Below are 24,421 nucleotides of genomic sequence, written 5' to 3'. Positions count from 1 at the left end.
TTTTAGGATAAAGGGATAATGAATGGATAGCCTATTTCCGGATCGTGCAACACTTTGACGCGCGTTTGATAGATTTCCAGCATATTTTCCGCCGTAATTGTTTCGGACGGAGTGCCATAATGTTTCACTTCACCCTGTTTTAAAATCAAAATTTTGTCGGCATAACGCGCCGCGAAATTAATGTCGTGCAAAATGCAAACAACGGTCCATCCGCGATTCGCCATTTGCCTTGCTTTGTCTAAGATAATTTGTTGATACTGCATATCCAAACCATTGATCGGTTCGTCAAGAAACAGAATCGCATCATCGCTTTCGTAGATTTGTGCTAAAACGCGGGCTAATTGTACACGTTGTTTTTCTCCACCAGATAGCGAATGATAGGAGCGATCGGAGAAATGTGCAATGCCCATTTCATGCAACACCTGATCGATGATTTCTAGATCAATGGTGCTCGGATTCACGTCGAAATGAGGATAGCGACCCATCGTTACCAATTCCTTGACGGTAAAATTTACGCTCACATCGTTAGCTTGGGTAAGTACGGCGCGCTTCAAAGCCATTTCTTTCAGCGAGTATTTCGATAAATCTCTTCCCGCTAAAACGATATGTTGCTGCGCTGCTTTGATTTCTCCGCAAAGCAGTTTTATCAATGTACTTTTTCCTGCTCCGTTTGGTCCGATGATGGCCAATAATTCACCCACGTTGGCTTGTAAATTAACCTTCTTTAATATCGGTTTACTATCGATGTGATAGGAGAGATCTTTTACTTGAATCATAAACCTTTTCGCGATTTTCTATCTTTCAGAATAATGTACAGAAAAATGGGTACGCCAAATAGTGCTGTCAGGATGCCGATAGGTAATTCCGTTGGCGAGGCGATTGTTCGGGCGATTAAATCCGATAAAACCAAAATACCTGCGCCAAAAATGGCGGAAGCTGGCAGCAGAAATTTGTGATCGCCAGTAACGCTCATACGTAAAATATGAGGAATAACTAACCCAATAAAGCCAATCAACCCCGTAAACGCTACCGTTGCGCCAACGCCGATAGCAGCCAAAATAATGATGTATTTTTTAGTTTGTTGTACCGAAATGCCCAAGTGCTCCGCTTGCGCTTCGCCTAAAGCCATCGCATTTAAGGATTTGCTGAAAAACAGCAATCCTCCAACGGAAATAACGCTAAATGGAAATAGCGTGCTGACGGTTTGCCAGCTAGCACCGCCCAAACTGCCCAAACTCCAAAAAGTGATGTTACGCAACTGTTCATCGCTGGCAATGTATGTTAGCAATCCGGTGAAGGACATCACCAACGCATTGATGGCAATACCAATTAATAATAACGAGGTAACATCCGTTCTTCCTTGTCGGACGGAAAATCGGTAAATCACGAAGGTAGTAATCAACGCGCCGACGAATGCGGCTAACGCCAAAGTATAATAGCCTAAATATTGAACCAACGTTCCGAAAACGGAACCTTCCAATACAATCACCAAAACGGCAAACAAGGTGGCTCCGGAAGAAATGCCGATAATGCCAGGTTCTGCCAATGGATTCCGAAAAAGCCCTTGGATAGATGCTCCAGAAATACTTAACGTTGCGCCAACCAAAACGCCGAGCACCATTCTGGGTAGGCGTATGTTCAACAAGACGGCTTGCTGCTGAATCGAATAATCGGAATTAAAGTCGAAGCCCAAAGCATTTCCAAATATGGATAGCAAAGCTTTAATGGGAATGTTAAGCGCCCCGATGCTCATAGAAAATAAGCACGAGGCGATTAACAGCACCACTAACAACATATAGGTTATTTTTCTTCGCGTATAATTCATTAATGAATTTTATGGTGCAACTCGTCAATGGCTTCTGCCACGCGCGGACCAAATCCGGTTAACAAAGCGCCATCCATTTCAACGATTTTTTTGTTCTTGCCAGCGTTGGTTTGTTTCACACCTTGCACGTTCAAAATACCGTCTACACCGCCCAAGCTAGATAATCCAGAATCAAACAATAAGATTACATCGGGATTGTAGGCCACTAAAGCTTCCGGCGTTAATGGTTTGTACTCCTGAATATCTTGAGCCACGTTTTCACCGCCCGCCAAAGCAATCATTTGATCTACTTCCGTACCTTTCCCTCCGACCATCATCGTGCCCGCACCACGAGCATAAATGAATAATACTTTCGGTTTCTTTCCGTCCGATTTATGCGCTTGAACTTTTTTCAAATCTGACAAAACAACATTCGATAAGGAATCACCTTTGCTGCTGATATTTAGTGAATCGGCCAACGATTTGATCAGTTGCACACTGCCATCTGTACTTGCTTCGTGCGGAACGAGCAACACACGAATGCCGCTCTGGCGTAGCTGAGCTAAGGTTTCGGGTTTCAAATCCTTTTCTGTTCCAATGATGATATTTGGCGCTAAAGCCAAAATGCCCTCCGCAGAAATATTTCTGTTGTGTCCCACTTTCGGCAACTGCGCCAACGCTTCCGGATAGGTGGAAGTCACGTCCGTACCGATGATGTTCTTCAATAATCCAAACTCCGCGAGCACTTCCGAAGCAGCGCCGTTGATCGATACGATACGTAAAGAATCGGTATTGGCTTCTTGATTTTCGTTTTGTTTTTCTGCCGATTGGTTACAGCTACCGAACAATAAGCTCGCCGCTGCAACTGGAAATACTAATTTTTTAAACACTTGCATTATCCTCTTTTTATAAGTTTATATTCAATTTCTGGATAGCCACGGGTACCTCCGTCACTTCCTAAGCCCATCGCTACAAATTTTAACTTGTAGATGTTGTTTGCACTGTCTTTAATAATGTAGTATTTTTCTGGAAAGATACCTGCGTTTGAACCAGTTGTAGCACGCCAGGTTGATCCAATGGTGTTTCTATTGTTAGAAAGTTGAATGCTACCTAAATGCGACTCATTAAATTGCTCATAGGTAGTGGTGAATGTTGCGCCAACAGTCACTTGAGCAGCTTGCGTGCCAGCTAAGTGATTAAGGAATACTAAGTCACCAAAGGTGTACGGTACGTAGTTCCCTGGACCAAAGGCGGTGAAATAGGCATGCTTTCCCCATGAAATATCCCAGTCAGATTTTTTGGGTTCTACATTAACGACTCCTTGGGTAAACGAAAAGAAAGTGAAATTGAAATCTGCGTTTTTATTGATCGTAATAGTCTGCACGTTAGCATCGTCAAGCTTTGCATATTCCAATTTATATCCTGTGCTGCCTTCGCGTTGCACACGGATTTTCCAAAGATTTTCTTTTGATACTTGCGCACCAGTTGCTGGATTTACCACATATACTCGGTTGCTAGCTGCAGTAGCGCTAATTTCGGCAATGGCGGTATGCGTAATACGTCCCAATGTATCATCAAAGAGCTTGAATGATTCTGCAGATAGCGCATTCTGACTTACGGTTAACGTGTTGATATCGAAATTGGTGGAGTTCACCGCGTTAATATCTGTTGATGTTGTAGCAGCCGCACCAGCATTCGCGAAACCATTCACAGCTACTCGGAATTCGTTGCCGCCGTAAAATCCTAGAGTCCAAGAGCTACGCACAACTGAGTTTTGCTTATCAGCACTAAAATCTACATACACGGCATTAGCAGCATCCCCTGCACCTTCGCCGCCTTCTAAGGTAAGTTTTGAACCGTCGGACGGTGGAATAGCTGGAGCTTCCACATCATCTCGTCCGCAAGATGAAGAAATAGCGATTACGCCGCATAGCAAAAGCGCTTTAAAGATTGAAGTGTTCATTTTTCTGTAGTTTTATTTATTCATGTTAAGTTGTAATCCAATAAAGTACGATCTTCCATTTCCCATCGGAACGGTGGAACTGGCACTACCATGCGCACCCTCACCGACGGTTCCGGTATTCCGCAAATCTTTCACGTCAAAAAGATTTCTGACACCAGCATTCACTCGTAAACTTTGGCTGAGCTTCTTGTCGAAAGTGATATCGCTCATCGTAAATGCATTGACGAATACCTGCGTGGCGATCGGTGTCCCACTAGTTTCGTTTCGGAATTCGAATCGCGGTCTGCGACCGCTGTATTTGAAGAATAAACTGGTGTTTAATCCCCACGGAGCGAAATAATAAGAAAGGTTGCTGTTAATTTCCGGGCTCCATAGGAATTCCGATAGCGAAGGATCCGTTTCTTTTGCCATGTTCATCCGGCCTATATATGAGAAACCCAATCCTGCCTGAAAGCCTTTGTAGTGGAACATGTTTTCCCACAACATCGTTGCGGTTTTGAAGCGAGCAATGTTTAGATAGGTGTTAATGCTTGGATTATCTGAATCGAAACCGATTTCAATCATATCACGGAATACATTGTAGGTTCCGCCTAAAGAGGTGTAAAAACGTTTGTTTTCGTTTATTCTGTTTTCATACGAGAAATAACTATTGAAGCTATTTGAATTTTCCGGACGAAGATTGGTGTTTCCATTTATGGAGTGATTGGCGTCAAAAAACTGAAAATACAATTCACGTAGTGCGGGAGAGCGGAAACCGCGAGCGTAAGCTGCTCGCCAAGTCATTTGATCGGTGATGCCATATTTCAAGTTCAATGATGGGATAACGGGCAGAGAACGGAATACCGTATTGCCTATAAAACGCACTCCCGGCCGAATGTTTAATCTTGATATCGGTTGAATCTCAGCAGTGAAAAATGTGGCGTATTCGGCTACGGACGCATTGTTTTCCAAACGGTCTCCCGAGCCGCTTTCTCCATCGTATTCCACGCCCAATTGCGTATGAATTTGCTCTGAAAATTTATATTGCACCGTACCACGGAAGAATAGCGAATTAAATTTAACGATGTCTTGCTCACCGCTTCCCGTAGTCAATACCGTTTCATTCGTGACGAGATTTGTCCGTTTTGTCAAAGTGCTGCGGTCATATTTTTGGAAGGAAAGCGAACCATTTGCGGTAAGCCGATCTGAAAACTTCCAATTGCTTTGTAGCATATTGTTATATCGGTTGGAAATGAAATTCTTATTTACCACCGTATTGTTTTGGTTGAATGCGCCCGGCGTGTACAAATCTTCGTTCGTATAATCGAAGCGATACCAAGTTTGGTGTTTCGCATTCGCATAACCAATTTTTCCGGAAGCCAGCCATTGGTCTTTGGGCTGCCACTGCAACTGTGGAAGCGTGGCAGAACCTTGCCAACCGCCAAAATTATTTCGACTTACATTGGCATTAAATTGCCAATTATCGAGGTAATGCGTTACTCCAATATGCGCATTGTGGCGCCCTTCTTTATGGAATGGTTTGTACTCTGATCCAACAGTTTCTTCTTGCAAGTGGACACTTAGATTTGTACCTCGGCCGAAAGCTTGATTCTTGGTGATGATATTAATAACGCCGGCCAAAGCGTCTGTTCCGTAGGTTACAGAAACGGGTCCTTCAATGATTTCGATTTTCTCAATCATATTTAGGTCGATCTGCGTCAAACTTTGTCGACCTGCTCCGCGGTCTAGAAGCGGAACACCATCCATCATAATCTTCACGTTTTGTCCCGACATGCCCATCAGTTCGATATCTGACTCACCAAGCATCATGTCATTGCTGAAGCGAATGCCAAGCTCGGTGTTCAATAAGGTCGTCATGTCCAACGTTCCGCGACGCATGATTTGCTCTTGCGTGATCGTACGAACTTTGTAAACGGAGTTTTGTAACGAAGTGGGAGCAAGTTGGGCGGTAACGACAACTTGTTCAATCTGTGAACGAATGCTATCCTGTGCATAGCTATTTAGGCCGAAAATGATCGATGAGAGGGATAAAATGGTAGACTTGACGAACATATTTAAAAATGATACGACAAATCTAATTTTTATTTAGATTTAATACAAATAAAAATATGACGAATTGTTTACTTGCTGTAGCTTCGATTATTTTGTTACTCCGCTACTGGAATTTCGGTAGTTTGGCGAAAAGGGAGGAGCTTAGATTAACGAAGTAGGTTAATTGGATAATTTAACTTGCGAAACTCACTAATGGGAGCGTCATTTCGTGATTGTAGTTTGTAATGATGCGGTTTGATAATTGACAATAGCCAATTTGTTGATCGCCCGTAGGCGAGACAACCGCCGAAGGCGCCTCCAAAGAAAACCGATCGTCGCGCTATATCAAAAGCTTTGAGAAAGCTTATCCGGTTGGTAAAACGTGGGATTGTTTCGTCATACTCACTAGCAACGGCGAAAAGATCGTTTTCGCGAACCGGAGGCTCAAGCAGTAAAGTGACGGGCCGCTATGTATTCCAGCGGCCCTCTTATTAATAAAAGGACCGCTAACACTGTTTCATTAAAAAGCCTAAATAATCCTAGCTGTATAACGAATCGATTTCTTCGCTTTTGTCAACTCTTCTAAATTGATTGCGCTGCGGAAATCATTATCCGTTGAGGTGCGTAGCGATTCCATTTGCTTTTTTAAATCAGCGCGAATATTGTCCTGTGTCACTCCTAAGGTTGCCGCTTCATCTAACGCCGCATTTACTTTATCGGTGTACAATTCGGTGTAGCGATGATGTTTGTTGTATTGAAATTCGAACTGATTGATCAAGCCAACAAATTCTTCCAAACGATTATTTGCATCTTTTAAATCATTCGCTTCTTCGGTGATCAGCATTTGATCGTAATTAATCCGATTTCCGGAACGATTTTTTTGTTCAAACTGCGTCAGTTTATTAGCGACGTAAGCTTGATCCAAACGAAGGAAAAGTTTATTCATATACTCGCCCACATCTTCTTGATCGCCACGTGGCTCCGGATTTAATCCTACTTTCTCCGCAAAATAGCGCACCTGATCGTAAAGATTTCTTTGTAGCAGAAGCAATTCCTGACGTTGAATGTTCAAGTTATAATCAAATTCGGTATTGGCTTCCGCCAATAAATTGTAAAACCGAATATTTGCATTCAGCTCATTTTCCATCTTGGCAATCGTAGCCTGATCGACATCATCCGTCAAAACGCTGGTGCTTCTCAAAAATCCCATTACACTGCTGGTCAATTGTGCGGCTGGCGAAACGACGGGGATGGCGCTAACGATCGGGTTTTTCGCGATGGAATTCACGCCATCATATATCTTGGAAGCGATGTTTCTTTTCTTTGGCTTTACGTTATCCTCCACCAAAGAAACCACCTTTTGGTCAAATCGATAACCCAACTTATCACTTTCCGGATTTCCTAACTCCTTAATCAACGGCTCGAAAAGTCGATCCGATTGGTAATTTTTCATGCTTTGGATTTTGGTGTGCAACAACTTATAGGCGTTTGTAGCACGTTCCAAATTTTCTTTTACCACGGTGTATCTGTTCTGCGCATCTAAATCTTTGCTGTTCATCAGCATATTTATTTTTTCCGTATTGTCCTTTAGTTCGCGCACTAAATCAGATACTTGTTTATTAAGTTGGCTGATCGCTAATTTATCCTCGTTTTGCGTTTCAGATGTCGTTGCCATCGCGATCTGATTGGACGTACTATCAAGTCCCTGTGCATACAAATGTCCAAAACAGGTTGACGCGAAACTTATTGCTAATAAGTAGAAGTTCTTTTTCATATTATTCTTTTTTATGGCTTTCGCGAGCCAATATTATGGTATATGTGTCTATTACAACAAATTAACCTATAATGTGTTTGTATAGAGGTCGTTTTGGCGAACAGAAGCGGAGTTTTAGCATGATTTTTCCTGATTAAATCCTATTTTTACCTTATGTCTACGATTTTAATTAAGAATGCGCAAGTCGTCAACGAAGGCGAAATTAAAGCAAAAGATATTTTTATAAAAAATGGCCGTATTGAGCAAATAGCTCCGGTTATTGATGCTAAAGCGGATCGAGAGATCAATGCAGAAGGTTTACATCTTTTGCCTGGGTTAATCGATGATCAAGTTCATTTCCGGGAACCGGGATTGACTTACAAAGCGGATATCGCGACAGAAAGTCGCGCTGCGGTAGCTGGAGGAACCACTTCCTTTATGGAAATGCCCAACACCGTTCCCAATGCGCTAACGCAGAAATTGTTGCAGGATAAATACGATATTGGTCAGGATAGCTCATTAGCGAATTACTCGTTTTTTATGGGAGCCAGCAACGATAATCTCGATGAAATGCTGAAGACCAATCCGCGCGATGTTTGTGGTATTAAGGTCTTCATGGGATCATCAACCGGAAATATGTTGGTAGATAGCGAAACCGCACTTTCCAATATTTTTCAGAATGCACCGACGTTAGTGGCAACCCATTGCGAAGATGAAGCTACGGTACGCGCAAATTTTGCAGCGTATAAAGATAAATATGGCGATCAAGTAACGATCGATATGCATCCGCTTATCCGCTCGGAAGAAGCCTGCTATTTATCATCGTCGAAAGCGGTGGAGCTAGCGCGAAAATACAACACGCGATTGCATATTTTGCACATCTCTACTGGAAAAGAAACGCATCTGTTCCAAAACGATATTCCATTAGAACAAAAGCGTATCACAGCGGAAGCGTGTGTGCATCACCTTTGGTTTTCTGATCAAGATTATGCGAGCAAGGGCAATTTCATTAAATGGAATCCTGCCGTAAAAACGGCTGCCGACCGCGAGGAAATTTGGCGTGCGGTGCTGGATGGACGTATCGATGTGATCGCTACGGATCATGCTCCGCATACGTTCGAAGAAAAATCCGAACCTTATTTACAAGCTCCATCGGGCGGTCCTTTGGTACAACATGCTTTGTTGGCTTTGTTGGATAAGGTGGCCGAAGGACAATTAACGTTGGAGCAGTTGGTGCAAAAAACGGCGCATAACACAGCGCGTTGCTTTCAAGTGGAACAACGTGGATTTATCCGCGAAGGATATTGGGCAGATTTGGTTTTGGTCGATTTAAATAAACCTTACGCCGTTACCAAAGAAAATATTTTGTCGAAATGTAAATGGTCGCCATTCGAAGGTCATACATTTGGCTCAACAATTGAACATACGATTGTTTCGGGGAATATTGCTTACTCCGACGGAAAAATTATCGAAGTAGGTTCTGGACATCGTTTGTTGTTCGACCGATAAAATTTTGCATATCATCATCATCTCAAATCGACAGCTATGGGAAGAATTGCCTTATCATTTGGCCTTATCGCCGTTTTATTTTCGGCTTGTCAGCACGTGGAACAAACCATCAGCTCGTCTAAAAAGGATTTTTCCGACGCTATGACGCTTACCACGCAAGAATGGGATTCCCTTTTCGCTACATACAAAGAACCGACAATTAAGCATCGCCGTTTCAAACATTCCGATGTTTCAGCATTGGTAAAAAAGCATGGCGAATCCGGCATTTTACAAGTTGAGAATATTGGCGCTTCTGCGGAAGGAAGGTCGATATCGGAACTGACTTACGGAAATGGAAGTAAGAAAGTGATGTTGTGGTCGCAAATGCACGGCGATGAGCCGACGGCAACGATGGCGCTGCTCGATATTTTTAATTTCTTGGAAGGAAAGGATGATGGTGCGGATTCCGTGAGAAACTTACTGAAAGATCAGCTGCAAATCCATTTTATTCCCATGTTGAATCCGGATGGTGCAGAAATTTATAATCGCCGAAACGCGCAAAGCGTCGATTTAAACCGGGATGCGCGAGCATTACAAACCGTTGAAGGAAAGATTTTGGCGGCGCGGGCAGATGCGGTGAAACCGTCGTTTGGATTTAATCTCCACGATCAAAGTATCTATTATCACGTTCCAAAAACTAAAAATCCGGTAACCATATCGGTACTTGCGCCAGCCTATAATCGCGAACGCGACGTCAACGAAACGCGCGGAAATGCAATGAAAATCATTGCGGGTATTCAGGAAATGGTACAAAAATATGTCCCCGATGCGGTTGCAAAATACGACGATACGCACTCGCCGAGAGGATTTGGTGATAATTTCCAAAAATGGGGTGCAAGCACGGTGCTTATCGAATCGGGTGGATTGAAAGGTGATGTCGAAAAGCAAGAAATTCGTAAAATAAATTTTGTGATTATTCTAAATGCCTTGATTCAAATTGCGCAGGGCAGTTTCGAGCAATACGACATCGCGCAATATGAAGATATTCCGTTCAATGGTTCTTCGTTGATGCATGACGTATTTATCAAAAATCTAGAAATCGGAACATCGGAAGTTCCCTTGCGTACGGATATTGCCATTCGACGAGCAGAAAATACATCGGATCGGGATTTCTTTGTGCGCGGTTGGGTAGAAGATCTGGGCGATTTGCAAGAATCGATGGGTTATGACGAGGTTGATGGCTCGGATTTGCATCTTGTTTCAGGAAAAACAGCTCCGCAATCTATCAATTCGGTTTCGGACTTAACCGCGGATCAAGCTTTCGATTTGTTAAAGCAAGGTTATTTAGCCGTCCGTTTGCAATCAGGCATCGCAGGAGAGCAATTGCATCAACTGCCTATCCAAATTTTCCGACAAGCACAATTTTACCCGACATCGCGAATTGATTTGGGCGGAACAGCCAATTTTTATATAGCAGATTCGAGTAATAAATTACGCTACGTGGTGCTGAATGGTTACTTAATTGACCTATCTAAACCGCTTACACAAAACTTCAAAAATAGGGTGCTTTAGCGCATTCTATTTTTGATTTTATTTCCTAACTTGCTGTTGTAATATTATCGACGGCATTTTTTGTTTTCTACCTAAAACGAATACGTTTACGCGTTTTTTAATGCCATCGATGTTTTCCACAGACAACGAAACCCGTTATTAATGAATTGTATCTATCTTTATTTCGTAAGCATTCTTTCGCTATGCGCTGTTGACGCGTATGCGCAGAATCAAACAGATTACAGCAACCGCCAACAATTGGCGCAGCGCGTAAAAACATTAGCTTCCCGCTATCCAAAATGGGTAAAGTCCCAATCTATGACGAAAACCTTGGGAGGAGCCGATATTTGGATGTTGTCCATCGGCTCGGGCGCTTTAGAACAAAAGCCGGCTATTGCGGTAGTTGGCGGTGTGGAAGGTGGTCATTTGCTGGGTGTGGAATTAGCGATTGGTTTTGCGGAGAAACTGCTGGCGAATGCTTCGCAAGATAGTGTACAGTCTTTGTTGGAGAAGCAAACTTTCTATGTTTTTCCTAATATGAGTCCGGATGCTACCGAACAATATTTTGCAAAGTTACAATATGAACGTACAGGTAACGATCGACCACTAGATTACGATCGAGATGGATTGGTTGGAGAAGACGGTTTTGATGATTTGGATGGTGATGGAAAAATCACTTGGATGCGCGTAGCAGATCCAAGCGGGAAATATTTGCCGAATCCGAAAGATCCAAGATCGATGATTACCGCAGATCCGACGAAAGGACAACAAGGGCAATACCTTTTGTTGCGCGAAGGAATCGATAACGATAAAGACGGCAATTGGAACGAGGATGGGTTTGAAGGCGTTGCATTCAATAAAAACAGCACCTATAATTACAAAAATTTTCAGCCAGGTGCCGGCGAACATGCCGTATCGGAGTTAGAAAATCGCGCTTTGTTCGATTTTCTTTACGATGCATTTAATGTGTATGCCGTGGTTTCATTTGGCCCTGAGAATAACTTGTCGACTCCGCACCAAGCAGGTCGAGGAGGAGAAGTAGCTGCCCCGTCTGCTAGCCGTCGTCCGGGCGGTCGCATAATTACCAGTTGGTCGGAACAGGATGCGCAAGCGAATGCTTACGTTTCTTCCATTTACAATAATGTGGTCAATCTCGGTAAAGCGCCGAAGACAAAATCTGGAAACGGAAACTTTACGGATTGGGCTTACTACCATTACGGTAGATTGAGTTTTTCGACTCCGGGATGGTGGGTTTCCGATAGCGATAATGATGCAGTGGCAGCCTATTTAAGTTGGGCTAATAAAGAGGGTGTGCAAAACAATTTCACGGCGTGGAAGTCGATTTCGCATCCAGATTTCCCAAATAAATCGGTCGAAGTGGGCGGTGTGCATCCTTTCTTGTTAAAAAATCCGCCGTACAAGATGGTGGATAGCTTGGTTCAAAAGCATGCAGATTTCATTGTTCGACTGGCTCATCTAGCGCCGCAAATTACGATTACGGATCAACAGGTGGAGAAACTCGAAGGTGGTTTGTCGCGGATTAAGGTGAAGGTGAGCAACAGCGGAACTTTACCTACTTTGACACAAGTTGGCGAACGCAGTTACTTCTTAAAACAATTGGTGGTGGAAGCAAAGTTGGCGAACGGCCAAAAGATATGGAGTGGCAAAGCGCGTCAAACTATTGGGGCGTTAAATGGTAAGGAATCTGCCGAAATCGAATGGTTAGTTCAGGGATCCGGTAAGTTGATCATTGAAGCGGGAAGTGCTTCCTCCGGTCGCCAATCTATTCAAGTTTCACTATAAAGCGCAGCACAAACCATGAACATCAAAAAATATACATTAACATTGACATTGGCTGCTGCTTTTGCTTTCCAAGCGAGCGCGCAGAAGCCAGAAAATATATTGGCAGCCGCTGGCTCTCCAGCGAATCCAAAAGTATCCATTAGTTGGAATCGCTATCATGATAATACCGCGCTATTGGACATTTATCGTAAAATGGCTTCCGCACATCCCGATTTAGTGCAGTTGGAATCCATCGGAAAATCTGTAGAAGGTCGTGATCTGTGGTTGTTGACCATTTCTGACAAGAAAAAGGGCGATACGAAAACAAAGCCTGCTGCATATATCGATGGTGGCATCCATGCCAACGAAGTACAAACCGTCGAATTTGCGCTTTATATAGCTTGGTATGTCACGGAAATGCACGCAGCCGATAATCCGTTTTTTCAACAGTTGCTGGCAGACAAAGCATTCTATATCGTGCCGAGTATCAATCCTGATTCGCGCGATGCATTTATACACGGGCCGAATACGCAGCATTCATCCCGAACGGGTAGAAAGCCTTTGGATAATGATCGTGATGGGTTGGTAGATGAGGATGACTTTGACGATTTGAATGGCGATGGACACATCACGCAGATGCGTCGTAAAAGTGAACAAGGGCGATTTATCATCGATCCTGCCGATCCGCGTCGGTTGATTCCTGCACCGGAAGGTCAGCCGGGCGAGTACGAATTGCTGGGCTATGAAGGTTTGGACAATGACGGCGATGGGTTGGTGAATGAAGATGGTGTCGGCGGTTATGATCCGAATCGCGATTGGGGTTGGAATTGGCAACCTAATTATGTGCAAAGCGGCGCATATAAGTACCCATTCTCCCTGCCGGAAAATCGTGCTGTGGCCGATTTTATTATGGCACATCCGAACATTGCGGCTGGGCAAAGTTTCCATAATTACGGCGGTATGATTTTACGCGGTCCGGGCGCTCAGGATGACGAAGCAAATTTCCGTCCTGCAGACATTTCTGTATACGATGCGTTGGGCAAGAAGGCAGAATTATTGATTCCGGGTTATCGGTATATCGTTACTTATAAAGATTTGTATTCCGTTTACGGCGGTGAGTTCGACTGGATGCATAGCGCTCGTGGTATTTTTGCGATGAGCAACGAGTTGTGGATGGCGAATTATTATTTCCAAAAATCTGGACAAGAGCCCGGGAATAGCTACGCGAACGCGCAAAACGAACAATATATTTTCGATCAATTTTTGCTTTTCGGAGATGGCTTTTTAGAATGGACTCCCTATGAACATCCACAATATGGCGCGATTGAAATTGGGGGATTTAAAAAGAATTACGGACGTTTGCACCCAGGTTTTTTAATGGAGAGCGATGCGCATCGAAATGCTTCTTTCGTGATTTACCATGCGTATCACACGCCTAAATTGAATATTTCGGAAGTGGCGGTAAAAGATTTAGGATCTGGATTATCGGAGGTAACAGCGGTTGTCCGTAACGAACGTATCATTCCTACGCACTCTTCATTGGACATTGCCAATAAGATCGAAGTTCCTGATGTAATTTCAATAAGCGGTGGAAATGTAATTGCTGGAATGATTGTCGAGAATCGTGATTTTGGCGTAACTACCGAGCAGAAACGTGATGCCGCAAATATTAAGGTTTCCAATATTCCGGGCAACGGATACGTGACTGTACGTTGGATTGTAAAAGGAAATGGGAAATACACTGTTACCGTAAATAGTAAAAAAGGTGGAACAGCTGTTAAGTCAACTTAACAGCTGTTTAATCACGTTTTATTTCGTTTTCTGTTTTTTCTCTTTGTACGAGCCGATCAGGTAAGCGTACGGTTTGAGGTCTGGAACATGATCGAATACGATTAAAAGAATCCCCATCAATGGGATAGCAAGTACCATACCACCGACGCCCCAAATCATTTCACCTAACACCAAACTAATGATCGTAAAAAGTGGATTGATTTTTACTTCGTTGCCGACAACAAGAGGTTCTAATAAATACGTTTGGATGAATTGTACAACTAGGTAAACCCCAACGACACCCAAAATCATTTTGCTATCGCCCCCTTGTACAGCCACGGCCAACACGGTAAATGATGTTCCGACAAGGTTCCCCACAAAGGGAATGATTTCCATTAAACCACAAAAAACGGCAAAGAAAATAGCATTTTCTACACCTAGCACAGAGAAGCCCAACCCGTACATAATCCAAAGCGCAGCAATCATCTTTGATAACCCGCCCAAATATTGCTGAGCAACATTGGCTGATTCGTGGATTACTTTCGTGGCTTTTTCTTTTTGGTCGGTGGGGACAAGCATTAAGATAAAGTTCTTGAGCTGCCTGCGGAAGTTCAGGAAAAGAAAGGTATAAACCAACACTAAAATGGTATCGACGGCGATGCTCATGGTGCCGGAAGCAAATTCCATAAGAACACTACCGCCGGATTCGCCACCAGTGGATCCAGAATTTTCCGTTAGCTTTTTCTGTTGTTCTTGATCAATGCCGATGCTACTTTGTAACCATTCGCGTAACTGCGCGAACATTTCTGTGACACGTTGCTTCAGTTCGTCCATGTTTTCAGAAAAGCTCGCCAATTGCCAGCCCAACAAAGTCAATACTCCAGCAACTAGCAGCACGAAACCTAGCAACGCGAGTAGCGAAGCTATTCCACGAGAAACACGATGTCTTTCTAACCAGCCGCCTACTTTGCTTAATAGCATTGCAAGCAAACCTGCTAAAGCTAGTGGAACGAAAAATGGCTGTCCGACATACAATAGCGCTATTGATAATCCAAGCAGCGCTAAAATTAGCACAGATCGCTCTAACTTCGATTGCTTTCTCATTTGTTTTTTTCTGTTAAAAGCGAAGCAAGAAGAAACACTTGCCACGCGGCTACAGATCAAAACAATTGATTCGGTAATAAGTTTATGATTTATTTCGCCGACAATGCGGCACCTTCGAACCGAATGCCTTCCCATCCATGAAGCATGAATGCACGGATGTTTTGATGGTCGTCGCCATTCGGATCTTCCGTAACAGCTCGGTAATGCTCAGCGAAAAGAAGTAAGGTATCTTCTTCGTTCAATCCTGCTAAAGAAGCAAATTGGAAGACCTTAGCAGAGCCTTGATTTTGAGTAGCCTCGTTATGAATTTCACCGTTCCAAAATGCGGTTGGTGTATGTATGTAACGCTGCTCGATGTATTCGATAACGTCTGAGAAATACAGTTCCCCAGTTTTTAATTTTTGTAGTAATGTGGTGTGTGACATGTAAAATTGTCGTAAGATTATACGAATGGTAATTTATAGTGCTGTTTCGCCTTCCTCGATCCAAAGACCATCACCTTTGATGATGTTGATCAATTCATCCAAAGCATTTGCAGACGAAACATTTCTCTTGATAACCTCTTTGCCTCGGTATAGGGTAATTTTGTCCGGACCTGCTCCCACATAGCCATAATCCGCATCGGCCATCTCGCCAGGACCGTTAACGATACAACCCATGATAGCGATTTTCAGTCCTTTCAAATGATTGGTACGCTGGCGAATCATTTGTGTGGTATCCTGTAAATCAAATAAAGTACGGCCACAACTCGGACAAGAGATGTATTCCGTCTTTGAAATCCGAGAGCGCGTTGCTTGCAAAATCCCAAAGGATAAGGAAGCTAACTTATCGGTCGGTGTAGCTGGGAAATCAATCCAAATGCCTGATCCTAATCCATCAATCAACAAAGCACCAAAATCGGTCGCTGCATATAACTGGATTTTGGAAATCGGTTCTTCAGGATCCATAATGTCGCCTAAAGGACCACTAAAATCCGCAGCAGCATAGCTTCTTTTTAAAATAACCGGATTGGTTAATCCGAGCTCTTGGAAGTTTGCGAAAAACTGACGTTGCTCCGCCATGCCATGTACGTGCGAAGTTTCTAATATAAAAACTAAGGTATCATCAAGTAATAAGTTCGCAAAAGCGTCGGTCGTTAAATCATCATTTTGAATATAAACGAAATTTAAAACGGAATCACGCTCATCGCCATTATTGAATGCTTCCAGCGAGTCAAAAATCGGATGGATATTGCTTCGCTCTCGTAATGTTTTCCAAGTTTGGAAATTGTATAGCTGTTTTAGGTTTCCCGGCATCGTAAATGATGGAAGGGAATCGCCCAAATACACGAAATCTACTGATTGATCGCCCATGTGAAACTTGTCCAGCACCGCGTCGTAGCGATAACCAACTGCTTTGAGAATAAACGGATCACGAAGATTCTCGGAAGAAATATCTGCAATGATACGCGGAACCATTGATCCACCAACAAACGTGTTGACTTCTGCTGCTTCGTAAGGCTGTGTAGTACACTCATCGCGCAGATGCAAAATCTCACGAGCAGGTGTTTGTTCAAGCTCTGCTTCGCGGCGGCTGTACCTATTAATTAATGCTTTCGCAACAGGTGCTTCTTTTTCCGGTTCTTCGGTTAACGAAACGCGAACCGTGTCGCCTAATCCATCTTCCAATAAGGTTCCTATGCCCACAGCCGATTTCACTCGCCCGTCTTCGCCATCGCCCGCCTCGGTAACGCCCAAATGCAACGGATAATTCATATTCTCCGCCACCATTTTCTCCACTAACAAACGATAAGCTTGCACCATCACTTGTGGGTTGGAAGATTTCATGGAGATCACCAAATTGTAATAATTCAGGTCTTCGCAGATGCGAATGAATTCCATCGCAGATTCTACCATGCCGTCCGGCGTGTCGCCATACCGGCTCATGATGCGGTCGGAAAGCGATCCGTGGTTGGTGCCTATGCGCATCGCCGTGCCGTATTCCTTACAAATGCCAACCAAGGGCGCAAACTTCTTATAGATACGCTCTAGTTCGGCTTGATACGCGGCGTCGGTATAATCGATTTGATCGAACTTCTTTTTATCCGCGTAGTTCCCAGGATTAACGCGTACTTTTTCTACGATGCGTGCAGCTACTTCTGCCGCGTTCGGCGTAAAATGTATATCAGCAACCAGAGGTACTTCGTATCCTCTAGCGCGCAATTCTTTTTTGATGTTTTGCAGATTGTCGGCTTCCTTCATGCTTGGAGCTGTAATCCGTACATATTCACATCCAGCGTCCACCATTCGGATAGTTTGTTCCACCGATCCCAGCGTATCCATCGTGTCGATGGTTGTCATGCTTTGGATACGAATAGGATTGTCGGCACCCATTGGGATATTTCCAACAAACACTTCCCGTGTTTTAAAACGGCTGTAAGCCAATTTAGTATTACAGTATTCTCCGAGTAGTCGGATCGAATTCGATGCTTCCATGTGGTAGCAAAGTTAGCTATTTTTCGAACGAATAGGTGCTAACCGAAATTGAATTTGCAGCGCCATTCAGTTGAATGTCGTATTTTTTCGAAGCAGCGTTGTAATTTGGCGTTTGGTAAACACCTTTATCTACTTTTTTCGCACCTTCATACTTTGTGGAGGAAATCACATTTTTCCCAGTAACACGGTAAGCAGCGTCGTCCGGAATCTCCAACTTTACACTAGATGCACCCGTATTAATTTCTATGTTGGTGTTTTCGTTTTCGGGCTGACCGAACACAAGCGACATACTGCTTGCTCCCGCGTTAATATTTAAGTTCTGTAAGCGATAAGGCGAAAAATCGGCTTTAAAAGACGCTGCTCCAACGTTTACTTCTAAATCCCATAGGGGATCCGAGTGCAAGGAGAAATCGATCGAATTTTTTTTAGAGCGACTGTCGTCATGCTTCGCATCAAAAAATAATTCTCTATTTGTTGTTCCAGATTCGCGTAAATCCAAGCGAATGTTTGGGCTATCAGTCCACGCTGCAAATAATTTTGACTTATCGGTTGGCTTTACCATCTTGAATCCTGCTGCGCCGCCATTTATATGTAATTTCACGGACTCCACCGATGCTTCGTGGTTAATAGCTACGCGCTGTGCCTGTTCGTTGGAATCTATGTTGGAAATGCGATTCTTATGAGTGGTTTCGTTGTCCGTTAAACCTTTGAAGGTTAAAACAGAACAAATAGCGATGTTGCATATCATGCTGATTAAAACACCATTTGGTCTGTTTTGCAACAGCAACGACAATCCTACAGATACAATGGCAAGTGGCCAAAGTTTCATAATGGCATAAAAATTAAAATCAATTATATCTAGATTGTGAAGCAAAATAATTGCGCCAGCGAAGACAAGCCATATTCCAAATCCTAATTTGTTGTTCATCTTTTTACGTTATTAGTTCATCGTTATAGATCAAACTTACCAGCTAAATTAGGATATAAAGCCCTATTTTAGGCTATAATATTCAATTATTCGGCGAACATATAGGTTTTGTCGGTAAAGAAATAATGAACAAATTTGTATATTGACTTACTCGTTGAAACATTTTGTTTCGAATAGAGTTTCTTCTCTATAGCGTGTATATGGTCTCAACTATCAAAATAAAGCACTGAATATGTTTTTCTTTTATTTCGGGGAATATCTCCTATTGTTGCAAAAAGTATTTCGCCGACCGGAGAAATGGAAAATTTATCAAAAAGAAATTTTCCACGAGATGAATGAAATTGGCGTAGGCTCTTTGGGTTTAATTGTTATCATTTCCAGTTTTATTGGTGCGGTAATGACGATGCAAATTGCCTTTCAGTTGTCATCCGATCTAATCCCGACTTCGGTGATCGGTCAGATTAACCGTGACTCCAACATTTTGGAATTGGGTCCAACGATTTCTGCGCTGGTATTGATGGGTAAAGTAGGGTCTGCAATTTCCTCTCAAATCGGATCCATGCGCGTAACAGAACAGATTGACGCATTAGAAATTATGGGTATCAATGCGGCCGGATATTTAATTCTTCCGAAGATCGTTGCAGGAGTCGTGATGGTTCCGGTATTGGTTACCATAGCTATTGTTTGTGCATTAGTTGGCGGTTTGATAGGAGGTTCATTATCTGGAGCCGTTACGCCGGGTGATTACATCTCCGGGATTAGAGAATCATTCAACGGATTTACCGTTTCTGTAGCCATGGTAAAAGCAGTCGTGTTTGGTTTCATTGTTACATCTATTCCTGCTCACAAAGGTTTCCATGTTCGCGGTGGTGCACTGGAAGTTGGACAAGCAGGCACGCGCGCGGTGGTAATTGGTTGTATCGCTATTCTAGCATGTGATTATATGATCACAGCGTTAATGTTGTAAATTATGATTGAAATTCAGAATATCAATAAATCGTTTGGAAGCAATCATGTACTTAAAGGTATTGACGCAATTTTCGAACCGGGAAAAGTTAGCCTAATCATCGGCGGTTCCGGCTCTGGAAAAAGTACCTTGCTAAAATGTATTGTCGGGCTGCATACTCCTGAAACGGGAAAAGTTTTTTTCGATAAAAAAGAGTTTACCCGTTTGTCATTCGAAGATCGCGTACCTATTCGTAAAGAAATTGGTATGCTGTTTCAGAATTCAGCCCTGTTTGATTCGATGACGGTGGAACAGAATATTGTCTTCAGCTTGGATATGTTCACGAACATGAGCAAGGCGGAGAAAGTCGATCGAGCAAACTTCTGTTTGGAGCGCGTTAATTTGGCCGGACGAAATGATTTGTATCCTGCGGAGCTTTCCGGTGGTATGAAAAAGCGCGTGGGTATTGCGCGGGCGATCAGCATGAATCCAAAATATCTGTTTTGCGATGAACCGAATTCCGGTTTAGATCCGGCAACATCTATCGTGATTGATGAGTTGATCCAAGAGTTGACGGAGGAATACAATTGTACAACGGTGGTCGTTACGCATGATATGAATTCTGTAATGGGAATTGGTCAATACATCCTCTTCTTACATAAAGGAGAGAAGTTTTGGGAAGGATCGAGTCAGGATATGTTGCAAGCCGATATTCAGGAATTGAATGATTTTGTATTCGCCAGTCCGTTGATGCGCGCTGCGAAAGAAAGTTTGTAGCGGAAGGTTTGCGACGCAAATTGCTATCTTTGCGGGATATAAGCTATTATTACTTTGAGTACAACAACAGATATTCAGCTATTAACGCCCACGCATTGGAAAGATTACGAGCTAATCGACTGCGGAGATTTTGAAAAATTGGAACGTTTTGGCGATATGATTTTAATTCGTCCGGAGCCACAGGCGGTGTGGCCAAAAAGCCTTCCTCAAGGCGAATGGGAAAAACGTCATCATATTAAATTTAAAGGTCGCTCAGCAACGAGCGGTGAATGGATTAAGAAAAATCCGAAGCAAGCCGATCGTTGGCATGTTACCTATAAGAATAAAGAAGTAGAAATCCGTTTTCGCTTGGGGCTAACTTCCTTCAAACATGTCGGAATCTTCCCCGAACAAGCCGTAAATTGGGACTACATCACGGAATCGGTGAAAGCGATGAAAACCGTTCGACCAAAATTCCTGAATCTTTTTGCGTATACAGGTGGAGCATCTTTGGCGGCGCGCGCTGCAGGTGCAGATGTGACGCATGTCGATTCTATTAAACAGGTGGTCACCTGGGCGAATGAAAATCAGGAACTTTCTGGTTTGCAGGATATCCGTTGGATGGTAGAAGATGCCTTGAAGTTTGTTCAGCGTGAGCTGAAACGTGGAAATAAATACAATGGAATCATTTTAGATCCACCTGCCTACGGTCACGGGCCAAAAGGCGAAAAGTGGAAATTAGAAGATAATATCCGGGATATGATGCGCGATGTGGTGCAGTTGTTGGATCCGGAGGAACATTTCTTGATTATCAACACGTATTCGCTAGGTTTTTCTTCGGTAATCGTAGAGAATCTTATCAAAACCTCATTTCCCGCAGTGCAAAATTTAGAAATAGGGGAATTATATCTCCAAGCTACGGCTGGACCGAAGTTGCCGCTCGGCGTATTCGGTAAATTCCGTAAAACGAAGTGAGAAGTGAGAAGTAAAAAGGGAAAAATTAAAAAGTGAAAATGACTGGTAACTTGATTAATAACTCAATACTAGAATCTTAATACTGTTATCTAAATACTAACATCTCAATACTAACATCTCAATACTAGAATCTAAGCAAAGCAATACTAAAAAAAGCTATGGCATCGCTTAACGCGATTTACCATAGCTTTCTAAGAATTTCTTCAATTTCGGCGCTACTACCGCCTGACAATATTGATTTTCCGGGTTGCGGTTGAAATAATTTTGGTGATAATCCTCCGCTTTCCAAAAAGTAACTGCTGGTTCCACCGCCGTCACAATCGGATCAGAATAAATCGCTTGCGATTCCAATTCTTCGATAAACTGTACAGTTTGCAAATGCTGTTCTTCGCTGTGGTAGAAAACCACCGAACGATATTGCGTACCAACATCCGCTCCCTGTCGGTTCAATGTCGTTGGATTATGCGTTTTGAAAAATATACCCAACAAATCGATAAATGATAATTTCGTTTCATCAAAATCGATTTGAATTACCTCTACATGACCAGTCGCACCCGAACAAACCTGCTCGTATGTTGGATTTTCGCGCTCTCCGCCCATATATCCTGGCAATACCGAATTGATGCCATCCAGTTGTTGAAATATCACTTCCGTGCACCAAAAACAACCTCCTCCAAATGTCGCTAACATAATCGTATAACTTTAATGTGTAAACAAAGATAAGATACTAAAAGATATGTTTCCCTTTTTCAATCAGGTCTTGCTGTTCATTATGACAAATTGCAAACGAAAATCCGGCTTGCAAAGCATACGATCCGTATTCACCTTTCTTGTTCAAAGCCAAAAATCCGACTTGAATTTCTTTAGCAATTTCCGGTTTCTTCTTCACAATACGTTCGACCGCTTCTTTACATGCTGCTTCCGGCGTATATCCCTGACGCATCAATTCCACTACTAAGAAACTGCCGACTGTACGAATTACTTCCTCGCCAACTCCCGTCGACGTTGCTGCACCAACTTCGTTATCGACGTACAATCCCGCGCCAATAATTGGGCTGTCGCCGACACGGCCTCGCATTTTGAAAGCCATTCCACTTGTTGTACATGCGCCAGAAAGATTCCCTTGCGCATCCAACGCCAGCATGCCAATCGTATCGTGGTTGTATTGATTTCCGGGAAGACGTTCCGTTTGAAAAGCTTTGTTCTCAATATTCATGATGGGCTTGTACTTCTTTTCTTTCAACCACTCTTGCCACGCTTCCTTCGACGATTCGATCAATAAATCTTCGCGTTCGAATCCTTGCTCCAAAGCAAATTGCAAAGCACCTTCGCCAACCAACATCACATGTGGCGTTTCTTCCATCACCTTGCGCGCAACAGAAATTGGATGTGCAATATGTTCCAAGGCCGCCACCGAACCACAGTTTCCTTCCGCATCCATGATGCAGGCATCCAAACTAACATGGCCATCGCGATCCGGATAACCGCCTTTGCCGACCGTTGGGTTCGACAAATCCGCTTCGGCAACTTGCACGCCCGCTTCAACAGCATCCAACGCGGACCCGCCCGGTTGCAAAATCTTCCAGGCGGCTTGGTTGGCAGCAACGCCAAAATCCCAAGTAGATATCACGATGGGTTTGGTCGAAGATGATGTTTTATCAGATATGGGTTGGTTGTCTTGGCTTGTAGATGCGGTCTCTGTCGGTTGCGCTGCCAAGGAATTAATTGTTCCTACAGCCGCCGCTCCGAGTACCGCTTTTTTTATAAAATGACGTCGGGAATTTGTGGGTTGAATCATGGATTTGTCGTTCGTTTGCGCTGATTTATTTGTATTTTAGCTAAGGTCGTTTTGAAGCATGTTTTATGCAAAATTTGACGGCTTTCGCCCTTAACATTTGGGCAAGCTAAAAGTAATTATTTGCACGCATAATCAAAAATATTGATGTCGTCACCAACCACAGATTCCAACAATTCTGCATGGCTTTCAGCCAAACAAGGCAAGTTTATTTTACGCATTCGTCCGTATACGTTGCAGATGCATCATGTATTTACCGTGGCTTCGTTTAGTCGGACGACGACGCCGGTTGTTTTGGTCGAATTGGATTACGAAGGTCTTACGGGATACGGAGAAGCTTCTATGCCGCCCTATTTGGGTGAAACACAAGAGAGTGTAATTCAATTTCTACAGCGAATTGATTTGTCCGGATTTGATTCTCCATTTGATACGGCGGAGATACTGAGTTACGTCGATAAAATTGCACCGAAGAATACAGCCGCAAAAGCAGCTTTGGATATTGCGCTGCATGATCTTTTGGGTAAATTGATGCAACAGCCTTTTTACAAAATTTGGGGTTTGAATTCCTCACTGATTCCGCCAACATCTTTCACGATCGGTATTGACACCGAAGAAATGATTCGTAAGAAGGTGCTCGAAGCGACAGATTATAAATTGTTGAAAGTGAAGTTAGGATTGGAAACCGATAAAATGATCATCGAAACCATTCGGTCGGTTACCGATGTTCCACTTTGTGCGGATGTTAACCAAGGATGGAAAGACAAACATTTGGCAGTCGATATGGCTGGATGGTTGGCGGAGCGAAATGTCGTTTTTCTGGAACAGCCGATGGCGAAAGATAATCCAGAAGATAATGCGTGGTTAACCGAGCGATCGCCAATTCCGACGATTGCGGATGAAGCATGTCAGCGATTGGCTGATGTTGCGGCGTTGAAAGATGTATATAGCGGAATTAATATCAAACTGATGAAATGTACGGGCATGCGCGAAGCGAAACAAATGGCAGAGTTTGCTCGAGCGTTGGATATGAAAGTCATGTTGGGTTGTATGACCGAAACTTCGTGTGCGATCTCTGCGGCTGCGCAATTGGCTCCTTTGGTAGATTGGGCGGATTTGGATGGGGCATTATTAATCAATAATGACCTTTTCGATGGCATGAAAGTAGAAAATGGAAATTGTCTTCTGCCGGATAGACCGGGAATTGGCGTGATAAAAAAGGGCGGTAAGCAACCCATCAACGATTAAACGAATTTTAGTATTTTTGCAATAAGCCACAGATTACGCCCTCAGTTCAATACACA

At 43.2% G+C, this 24,421-nt stretch carries 20 protein-coding genes; 8 read left to right on the top strand and 12 right to left on the bottom strand.

Annotation, left to right across the window (positions count from 1 at the left end; all coding sequences use genetic code 11):
• Positions 1 to 2: 2 nt before the first annotated feature.
• From ACFSQ3_RS02430 to ACFSQ3_RS02405, 6 genes are all read right to left on the bottom strand, one after another.
• Entirely contained in the window at positions 3 to 776 is a 774-nt protein-coding gene (locus ACFSQ3_RS02430; RefSeq protein ID WP_380867176.1) for a heme ABC transporter ATP-binding protein, read from the bottom strand.
• Entirely contained in the window at positions 773 to 1,825 is a 1,053-nt protein-coding gene (locus ACFSQ3_RS02425) for a FecCD family ABC transporter permease (RefSeq protein WP_380867174.1), read from the bottom strand. Before ACFSQ3_RS02425 ends, ACFSQ3_RS02430 begins: the two co-directional genes overlap by 4 nt.
• Complete coding sequence (locus tag ACFSQ3_RS02420) at positions 1,825 to 2,700, bottom strand: heme/hemin ABC transporter substrate-binding protein (protein ID WP_380867172.1); 876 nt, start codon at positions 2,698 to 2,700, stop codon at positions 1,825 to 1,827. The genes ACFSQ3_RS02425 and ACFSQ3_RS02420 overlap by 1 nt, the downstream gene beginning before the upstream one ends.
• Positions 2,700 to 3,767, bottom strand: a complete 1,068-nt coding sequence (locus tag ACFSQ3_RS02415; protein WP_380867170.1) for an HmuY family protein — start codon at positions 3,765 to 3,767, stop codon at positions 2,700 to 2,702. The genes ACFSQ3_RS02420 and ACFSQ3_RS02415 overlap by 1 nt, the downstream gene beginning before the upstream one ends.
• A 12-nt stretch (positions 3,768 to 3,779) precedes the next feature.
• Complete coding sequence (locus ACFSQ3_RS02410) at positions 3,780 to 5,819, bottom strand: TonB-dependent receptor plug domain-containing protein (protein WP_380867169.1); 2,040 nt, start codon at positions 5,817 to 5,819, stop codon at positions 3,780 to 3,782.
• A 508-nt stretch (positions 5,820 to 6,327) separates the two neighbouring features.
• Positions 6,328 to 7,572 carry a hypothetical protein gene (locus ACFSQ3_RS02405; protein WP_380867167.1) on the bottom strand — a complete coding sequence of 415 codons (1,245 nt, stop codon included), beginning with the start codon at positions 7,570 to 7,572 and terminating at the stop codon, positions 6,328 to 6,330.
• Positions 7,573 to 7,725: 153 nt separating this feature from the next.
• On the opposite strand from ACFSQ3_RS02405, the gene ACFSQ3_RS02400 reads away from it, so the two are divergent.
• The 4 genes from ACFSQ3_RS02400 to ACFSQ3_RS02385 all read left to right on the top strand — a co-directional run bounded on the left by ACFSQ3_RS02400 (position 7,726) and on the right by ACFSQ3_RS02385 (position 14,163).
• The gene (locus ACFSQ3_RS02400) at positions 7,726 to 9,060 is read left to right on the top strand and encodes a dihydroorotase (protein WP_380867165.1); all 1,335 of its coding nucleotides are present in this window, start codon (positions 7,726 to 7,728) and stop codon (positions 9,058 to 9,060) included.
• Between the two features lie 36 nt (positions 9,061 to 9,096).
• Positions 9,097 to 10,611 (top strand): M14 family zinc carboxypeptidase, encoded by a 1,515-nt coding sequence (locus ACFSQ3_RS02395; protein ID WP_380867163.1) that lies wholly within the window; start codon positions 9,097 to 9,099, stop codon positions 10,609 to 10,611.
• A gap of 141 nt (positions 10,612 to 10,752) precedes the next feature.
• Positions 10,753 to 12,393 (top strand): M14 family metallopeptidase, encoded by a 1,641-nt coding sequence (locus tag ACFSQ3_RS02390; protein ID WP_380867162.1) that lies wholly within the window; start codon positions 10,753 to 10,755, stop codon positions 12,391 to 12,393.
• A 15-nt stretch (positions 12,394 to 12,408) separates the two neighbouring features.
• Positions 12,409 to 14,163 (top strand): M14 family metallopeptidase, encoded by a 1,755-nt coding sequence (locus tag ACFSQ3_RS02385; RefSeq protein ID WP_380867160.1) that lies wholly within the window; start codon positions 12,409 to 12,411, stop codon positions 14,161 to 14,163.
• Between the two features lie 18 nt (positions 14,164 to 14,181).
• Here ACFSQ3_RS02385 and ACFSQ3_RS02380 read toward each other — a convergent pair whose 3' ends face one another.
• The 4 genes from ACFSQ3_RS02380 to ACFSQ3_RS02365 form a co-directional block, all read right to left on the bottom strand.
• Positions 14,182 to 15,246: an AI-2E family transporter gene (locus tag ACFSQ3_RS02380; protein ID WP_380867158.1), complete on the bottom strand. Its 1,065-nt coding sequence runs from the start codon at positions 15,244 to 15,246 to the stop codon at positions 14,182 to 14,184.
• Positions 15,247 to 15,335: 89 nt separating this feature from the next.
• Entirely contained in the window at positions 15,336 to 15,671 is a 336-nt protein-coding gene (locus ACFSQ3_RS02375) for a HopJ type III effector protein (RefSeq protein WP_380867156.1), read from the bottom strand.
• 33 nt (positions 15,672 to 15,704) lie between these two features.
• Complete coding sequence (gene ispG, locus ACFSQ3_RS02370) at positions 15,705 to 17,720, bottom strand: (E)-4-hydroxy-3-methylbut-2-enyl-diphosphate synthase (RefSeq protein ID WP_380867154.1); 2,016 nt, start codon at positions 17,718 to 17,720, stop codon at positions 15,705 to 15,707.
• 16 nt (positions 17,721 to 17,736) lie between these two features.
• Entirely contained in the window at positions 17,737 to 18,648 is a 912-nt protein-coding gene (locus ACFSQ3_RS02365; protein ID WP_380867153.1) for a LiaI-LiaF-like domain-containing protein, read from the bottom strand.
• A 232-nt stretch (positions 18,649 to 18,880) separates the two neighbouring features.
• Between ACFSQ3_RS02365 and ACFSQ3_RS02360 the strand changes: the two genes are divergently transcribed.
• From ACFSQ3_RS02360 to ACFSQ3_RS02350, 3 genes are read left to right on the top strand one after another with little or no spacing between them, the layout of a single operon-like run.
• Positions 18,881 to 19,615 (top strand): MlaE family ABC transporter permease, encoded by a 735-nt coding sequence (locus ACFSQ3_RS02360; protein ID WP_380867151.1) that lies wholly within the window; start codon positions 18,881 to 18,883, stop codon positions 19,613 to 19,615.
• A 3-nt stretch (positions 19,616 to 19,618) separates the two neighbouring features.
• Positions 19,619 to 20,371 (top strand): ABC transporter ATP-binding protein, encoded by a 753-nt coding sequence (locus ACFSQ3_RS02355; RefSeq protein ID WP_380867149.1) that lies wholly within the window; start codon positions 19,619 to 19,621, stop codon positions 20,369 to 20,371.
• Between the two features lie 54 nt (positions 20,372 to 20,425).
• A complete protein-coding gene (locus tag ACFSQ3_RS02350; protein ID WP_380867148.1) occupies positions 20,426 to 21,325 on the top strand; it encodes a class I SAM-dependent methyltransferase in 900 nt (299 codons plus the stop codon).
• Positions 21,326 to 21,493: 168 nt separating this feature from the next.
• Here ACFSQ3_RS02350 and msrA read toward each other — a convergent pair whose 3' ends face one another.
• Positions 21,494 to 22,015, bottom strand: coding sequence for a peptide-methionine (S)-S-oxide reductase MsrA (msrA, locus tag ACFSQ3_RS02345; protein WP_380867146.1), 522 nt, complete (start codon positions 22,013 to 22,015; stop codon positions 21,494 to 21,496).
• A 37-nt stretch (positions 22,016 to 22,052) separates the two neighbouring features.
• The gene (locus ACFSQ3_RS02340; protein ID WP_380867144.1) at positions 22,053 to 23,123 is read right to left on the bottom strand and encodes a N(4)-(beta-N-acetylglucosaminyl)-L-asparaginase; all 1,071 of its coding nucleotides are present in this window, start codon (positions 23,121 to 23,123) and stop codon (positions 22,053 to 22,055) included.
• Between the two features lie 144 nt (positions 23,124 to 23,267).
• Here ACFSQ3_RS02340 and ACFSQ3_RS02335 point away from each other — a divergent pair, with 144 nt between their 5' ends.
• The gene (locus ACFSQ3_RS02335; protein ID WP_380867143.1) at positions 23,268 to 24,365 is read left to right on the top strand and encodes a dipeptide epimerase; all 1,098 of its coding nucleotides are present in this window, start codon (positions 23,268 to 23,270) and stop codon (positions 24,363 to 24,365) included.
• Positions 24,366 to 24,421 lie beyond the last annotated feature (56 nt).

Source organism: Sphingobacterium corticis (assembly GCF_042684745.1).
Lineage (GTDB): Bacteria > Bacteroidota > Bacteroidia > Sphingobacteriales > Sphingobacteriaceae > Sphingobacterium > Sphingobacterium corticis.
Note: the sequence above shows the minus strand (reverse complement) of the source record. Positions and strands in the feature narration are given on the sequence as shown.

What these genes read in the sequence shown, in the direction of transcription:
- ACFSQ3_RS02430 (WP_380867176.1), bottom strand. Translation starts at nt 776, where the DNA reads ATGATTCAAGTAAAAGATCTCTCCTATCACATCGATAGTAAACCGATA.
- ACFSQ3_RS02425 (WP_380867174.1), bottom strand. Translation starts at nt 1,825, where the DNA reads ATGAATTATACGCGAAGAAAAATAACCTATATGTTGTTAGTGGTGCTG.
- ACFSQ3_RS02420 (WP_380867172.1), bottom strand. Translation starts at nt 2,700, where the DNA reads ATGCAAGTGTTTAAAAAATTAGTATTTCCAGTTGCAGCGGCGAGCTTA.
- ACFSQ3_RS02415 (WP_380867170.1), bottom strand. Translation starts at nt 3,767, where the DNA reads ATGAACACTTCAATCTTTAAAGCGCTTTTGCTATGCGGCGTAATCGCT.
- ACFSQ3_RS02410 (WP_380867169.1), bottom strand. Translation starts at nt 5,819, where the DNA reads ATGTTCGTCAAGTCTACCATTTTATCCCTCTCATCGATCATTTTCGGC.
- ACFSQ3_RS02405 (WP_380867167.1), bottom strand. Translation starts at nt 7,572, where the DNA reads ATGAAAAAGAACTTCTACTTATTAGCAATAAGTTTCGCGTCAACCTGT.
- ACFSQ3_RS02400 (WP_380867165.1), top strand. Translation starts at nt 7,726, where the DNA reads ATGTCTACGATTTTAATTAAGAATGCGCAAGTCGTCAACGAAGGCGAA.
- ACFSQ3_RS02395 (WP_380867163.1), top strand. Translation starts at nt 9,097, where the DNA reads ATGGGAAGAATTGCCTTATCATTTGGCCTTATCGCCGTTTTATTTTCG.
- ACFSQ3_RS02390 (WP_380867162.1), top strand. Translation starts at nt 10,753, where the DNA reads ATGAATTGTATCTATCTTTATTTCGTAAGCATTCTTTCGCTATGCGCT.
- ACFSQ3_RS02385 (WP_380867160.1), top strand. Translation starts at nt 12,409, where the DNA reads ATGAACATCAAAAAATATACATTAACATTGACATTGGCTGCTGCTTTT.
- ACFSQ3_RS02380 (WP_380867158.1), bottom strand. Translation starts at nt 15,246, where the DNA reads ATGAGAAAGCAATCGAAGTTAGAGCGATCTGTGCTAATTTTAGCGCTG.
- ACFSQ3_RS02375 (WP_380867156.1), bottom strand. Translation starts at nt 15,671, where the DNA reads ATGTCACACACCACATTACTACAAAAATTAAAAACTGGGGAACTGTAT.
- ispG (WP_380867154.1), bottom strand. Translation starts at nt 17,720, where the DNA reads ATGGAAGCATCGAATTCGATCCGACTACTCGGAGAATACTGTAATACT.
- ACFSQ3_RS02365 (WP_380867153.1), bottom strand. Translation starts at nt 18,648, where the DNA reads ATGAACAACAAATTAGGATTTGGAATATGGCTTGTCTTCGCTGGCGCA.
- ACFSQ3_RS02360 (WP_380867151.1), top strand. Translation starts at nt 18,881, where the DNA reads ATGTTTTTCTTTTATTTCGGGGAATATCTCCTATTGTTGCAAAAAGTA.
- ACFSQ3_RS02355 (WP_380867149.1), top strand. Translation starts at nt 19,619, where the DNA reads ATGATTGAAATTCAGAATATCAATAAATCGTTTGGAAGCAATCATGTA.
- msrA (WP_380867146.1), bottom strand. Translation starts at nt 22,015, where the DNA reads ATGTTAGCGACATTTGGAGGAGGTTGTTTTTGGTGCACGGAAGTGATA.
- ACFSQ3_RS02340 (WP_380867144.1), bottom strand. Translation starts at nt 23,123, where the DNA reads ATGATTCAACCCACAAATTCCCGACGTCATTTTATAAAAAAAGCGGTA.
- ACFSQ3_RS02335 (WP_380867143.1), top strand. Translation starts at nt 23,268, where the DNA reads ATGTCGTCACCAACCACAGATTCCAACAATTCTGCATGGCTTTCAGCC.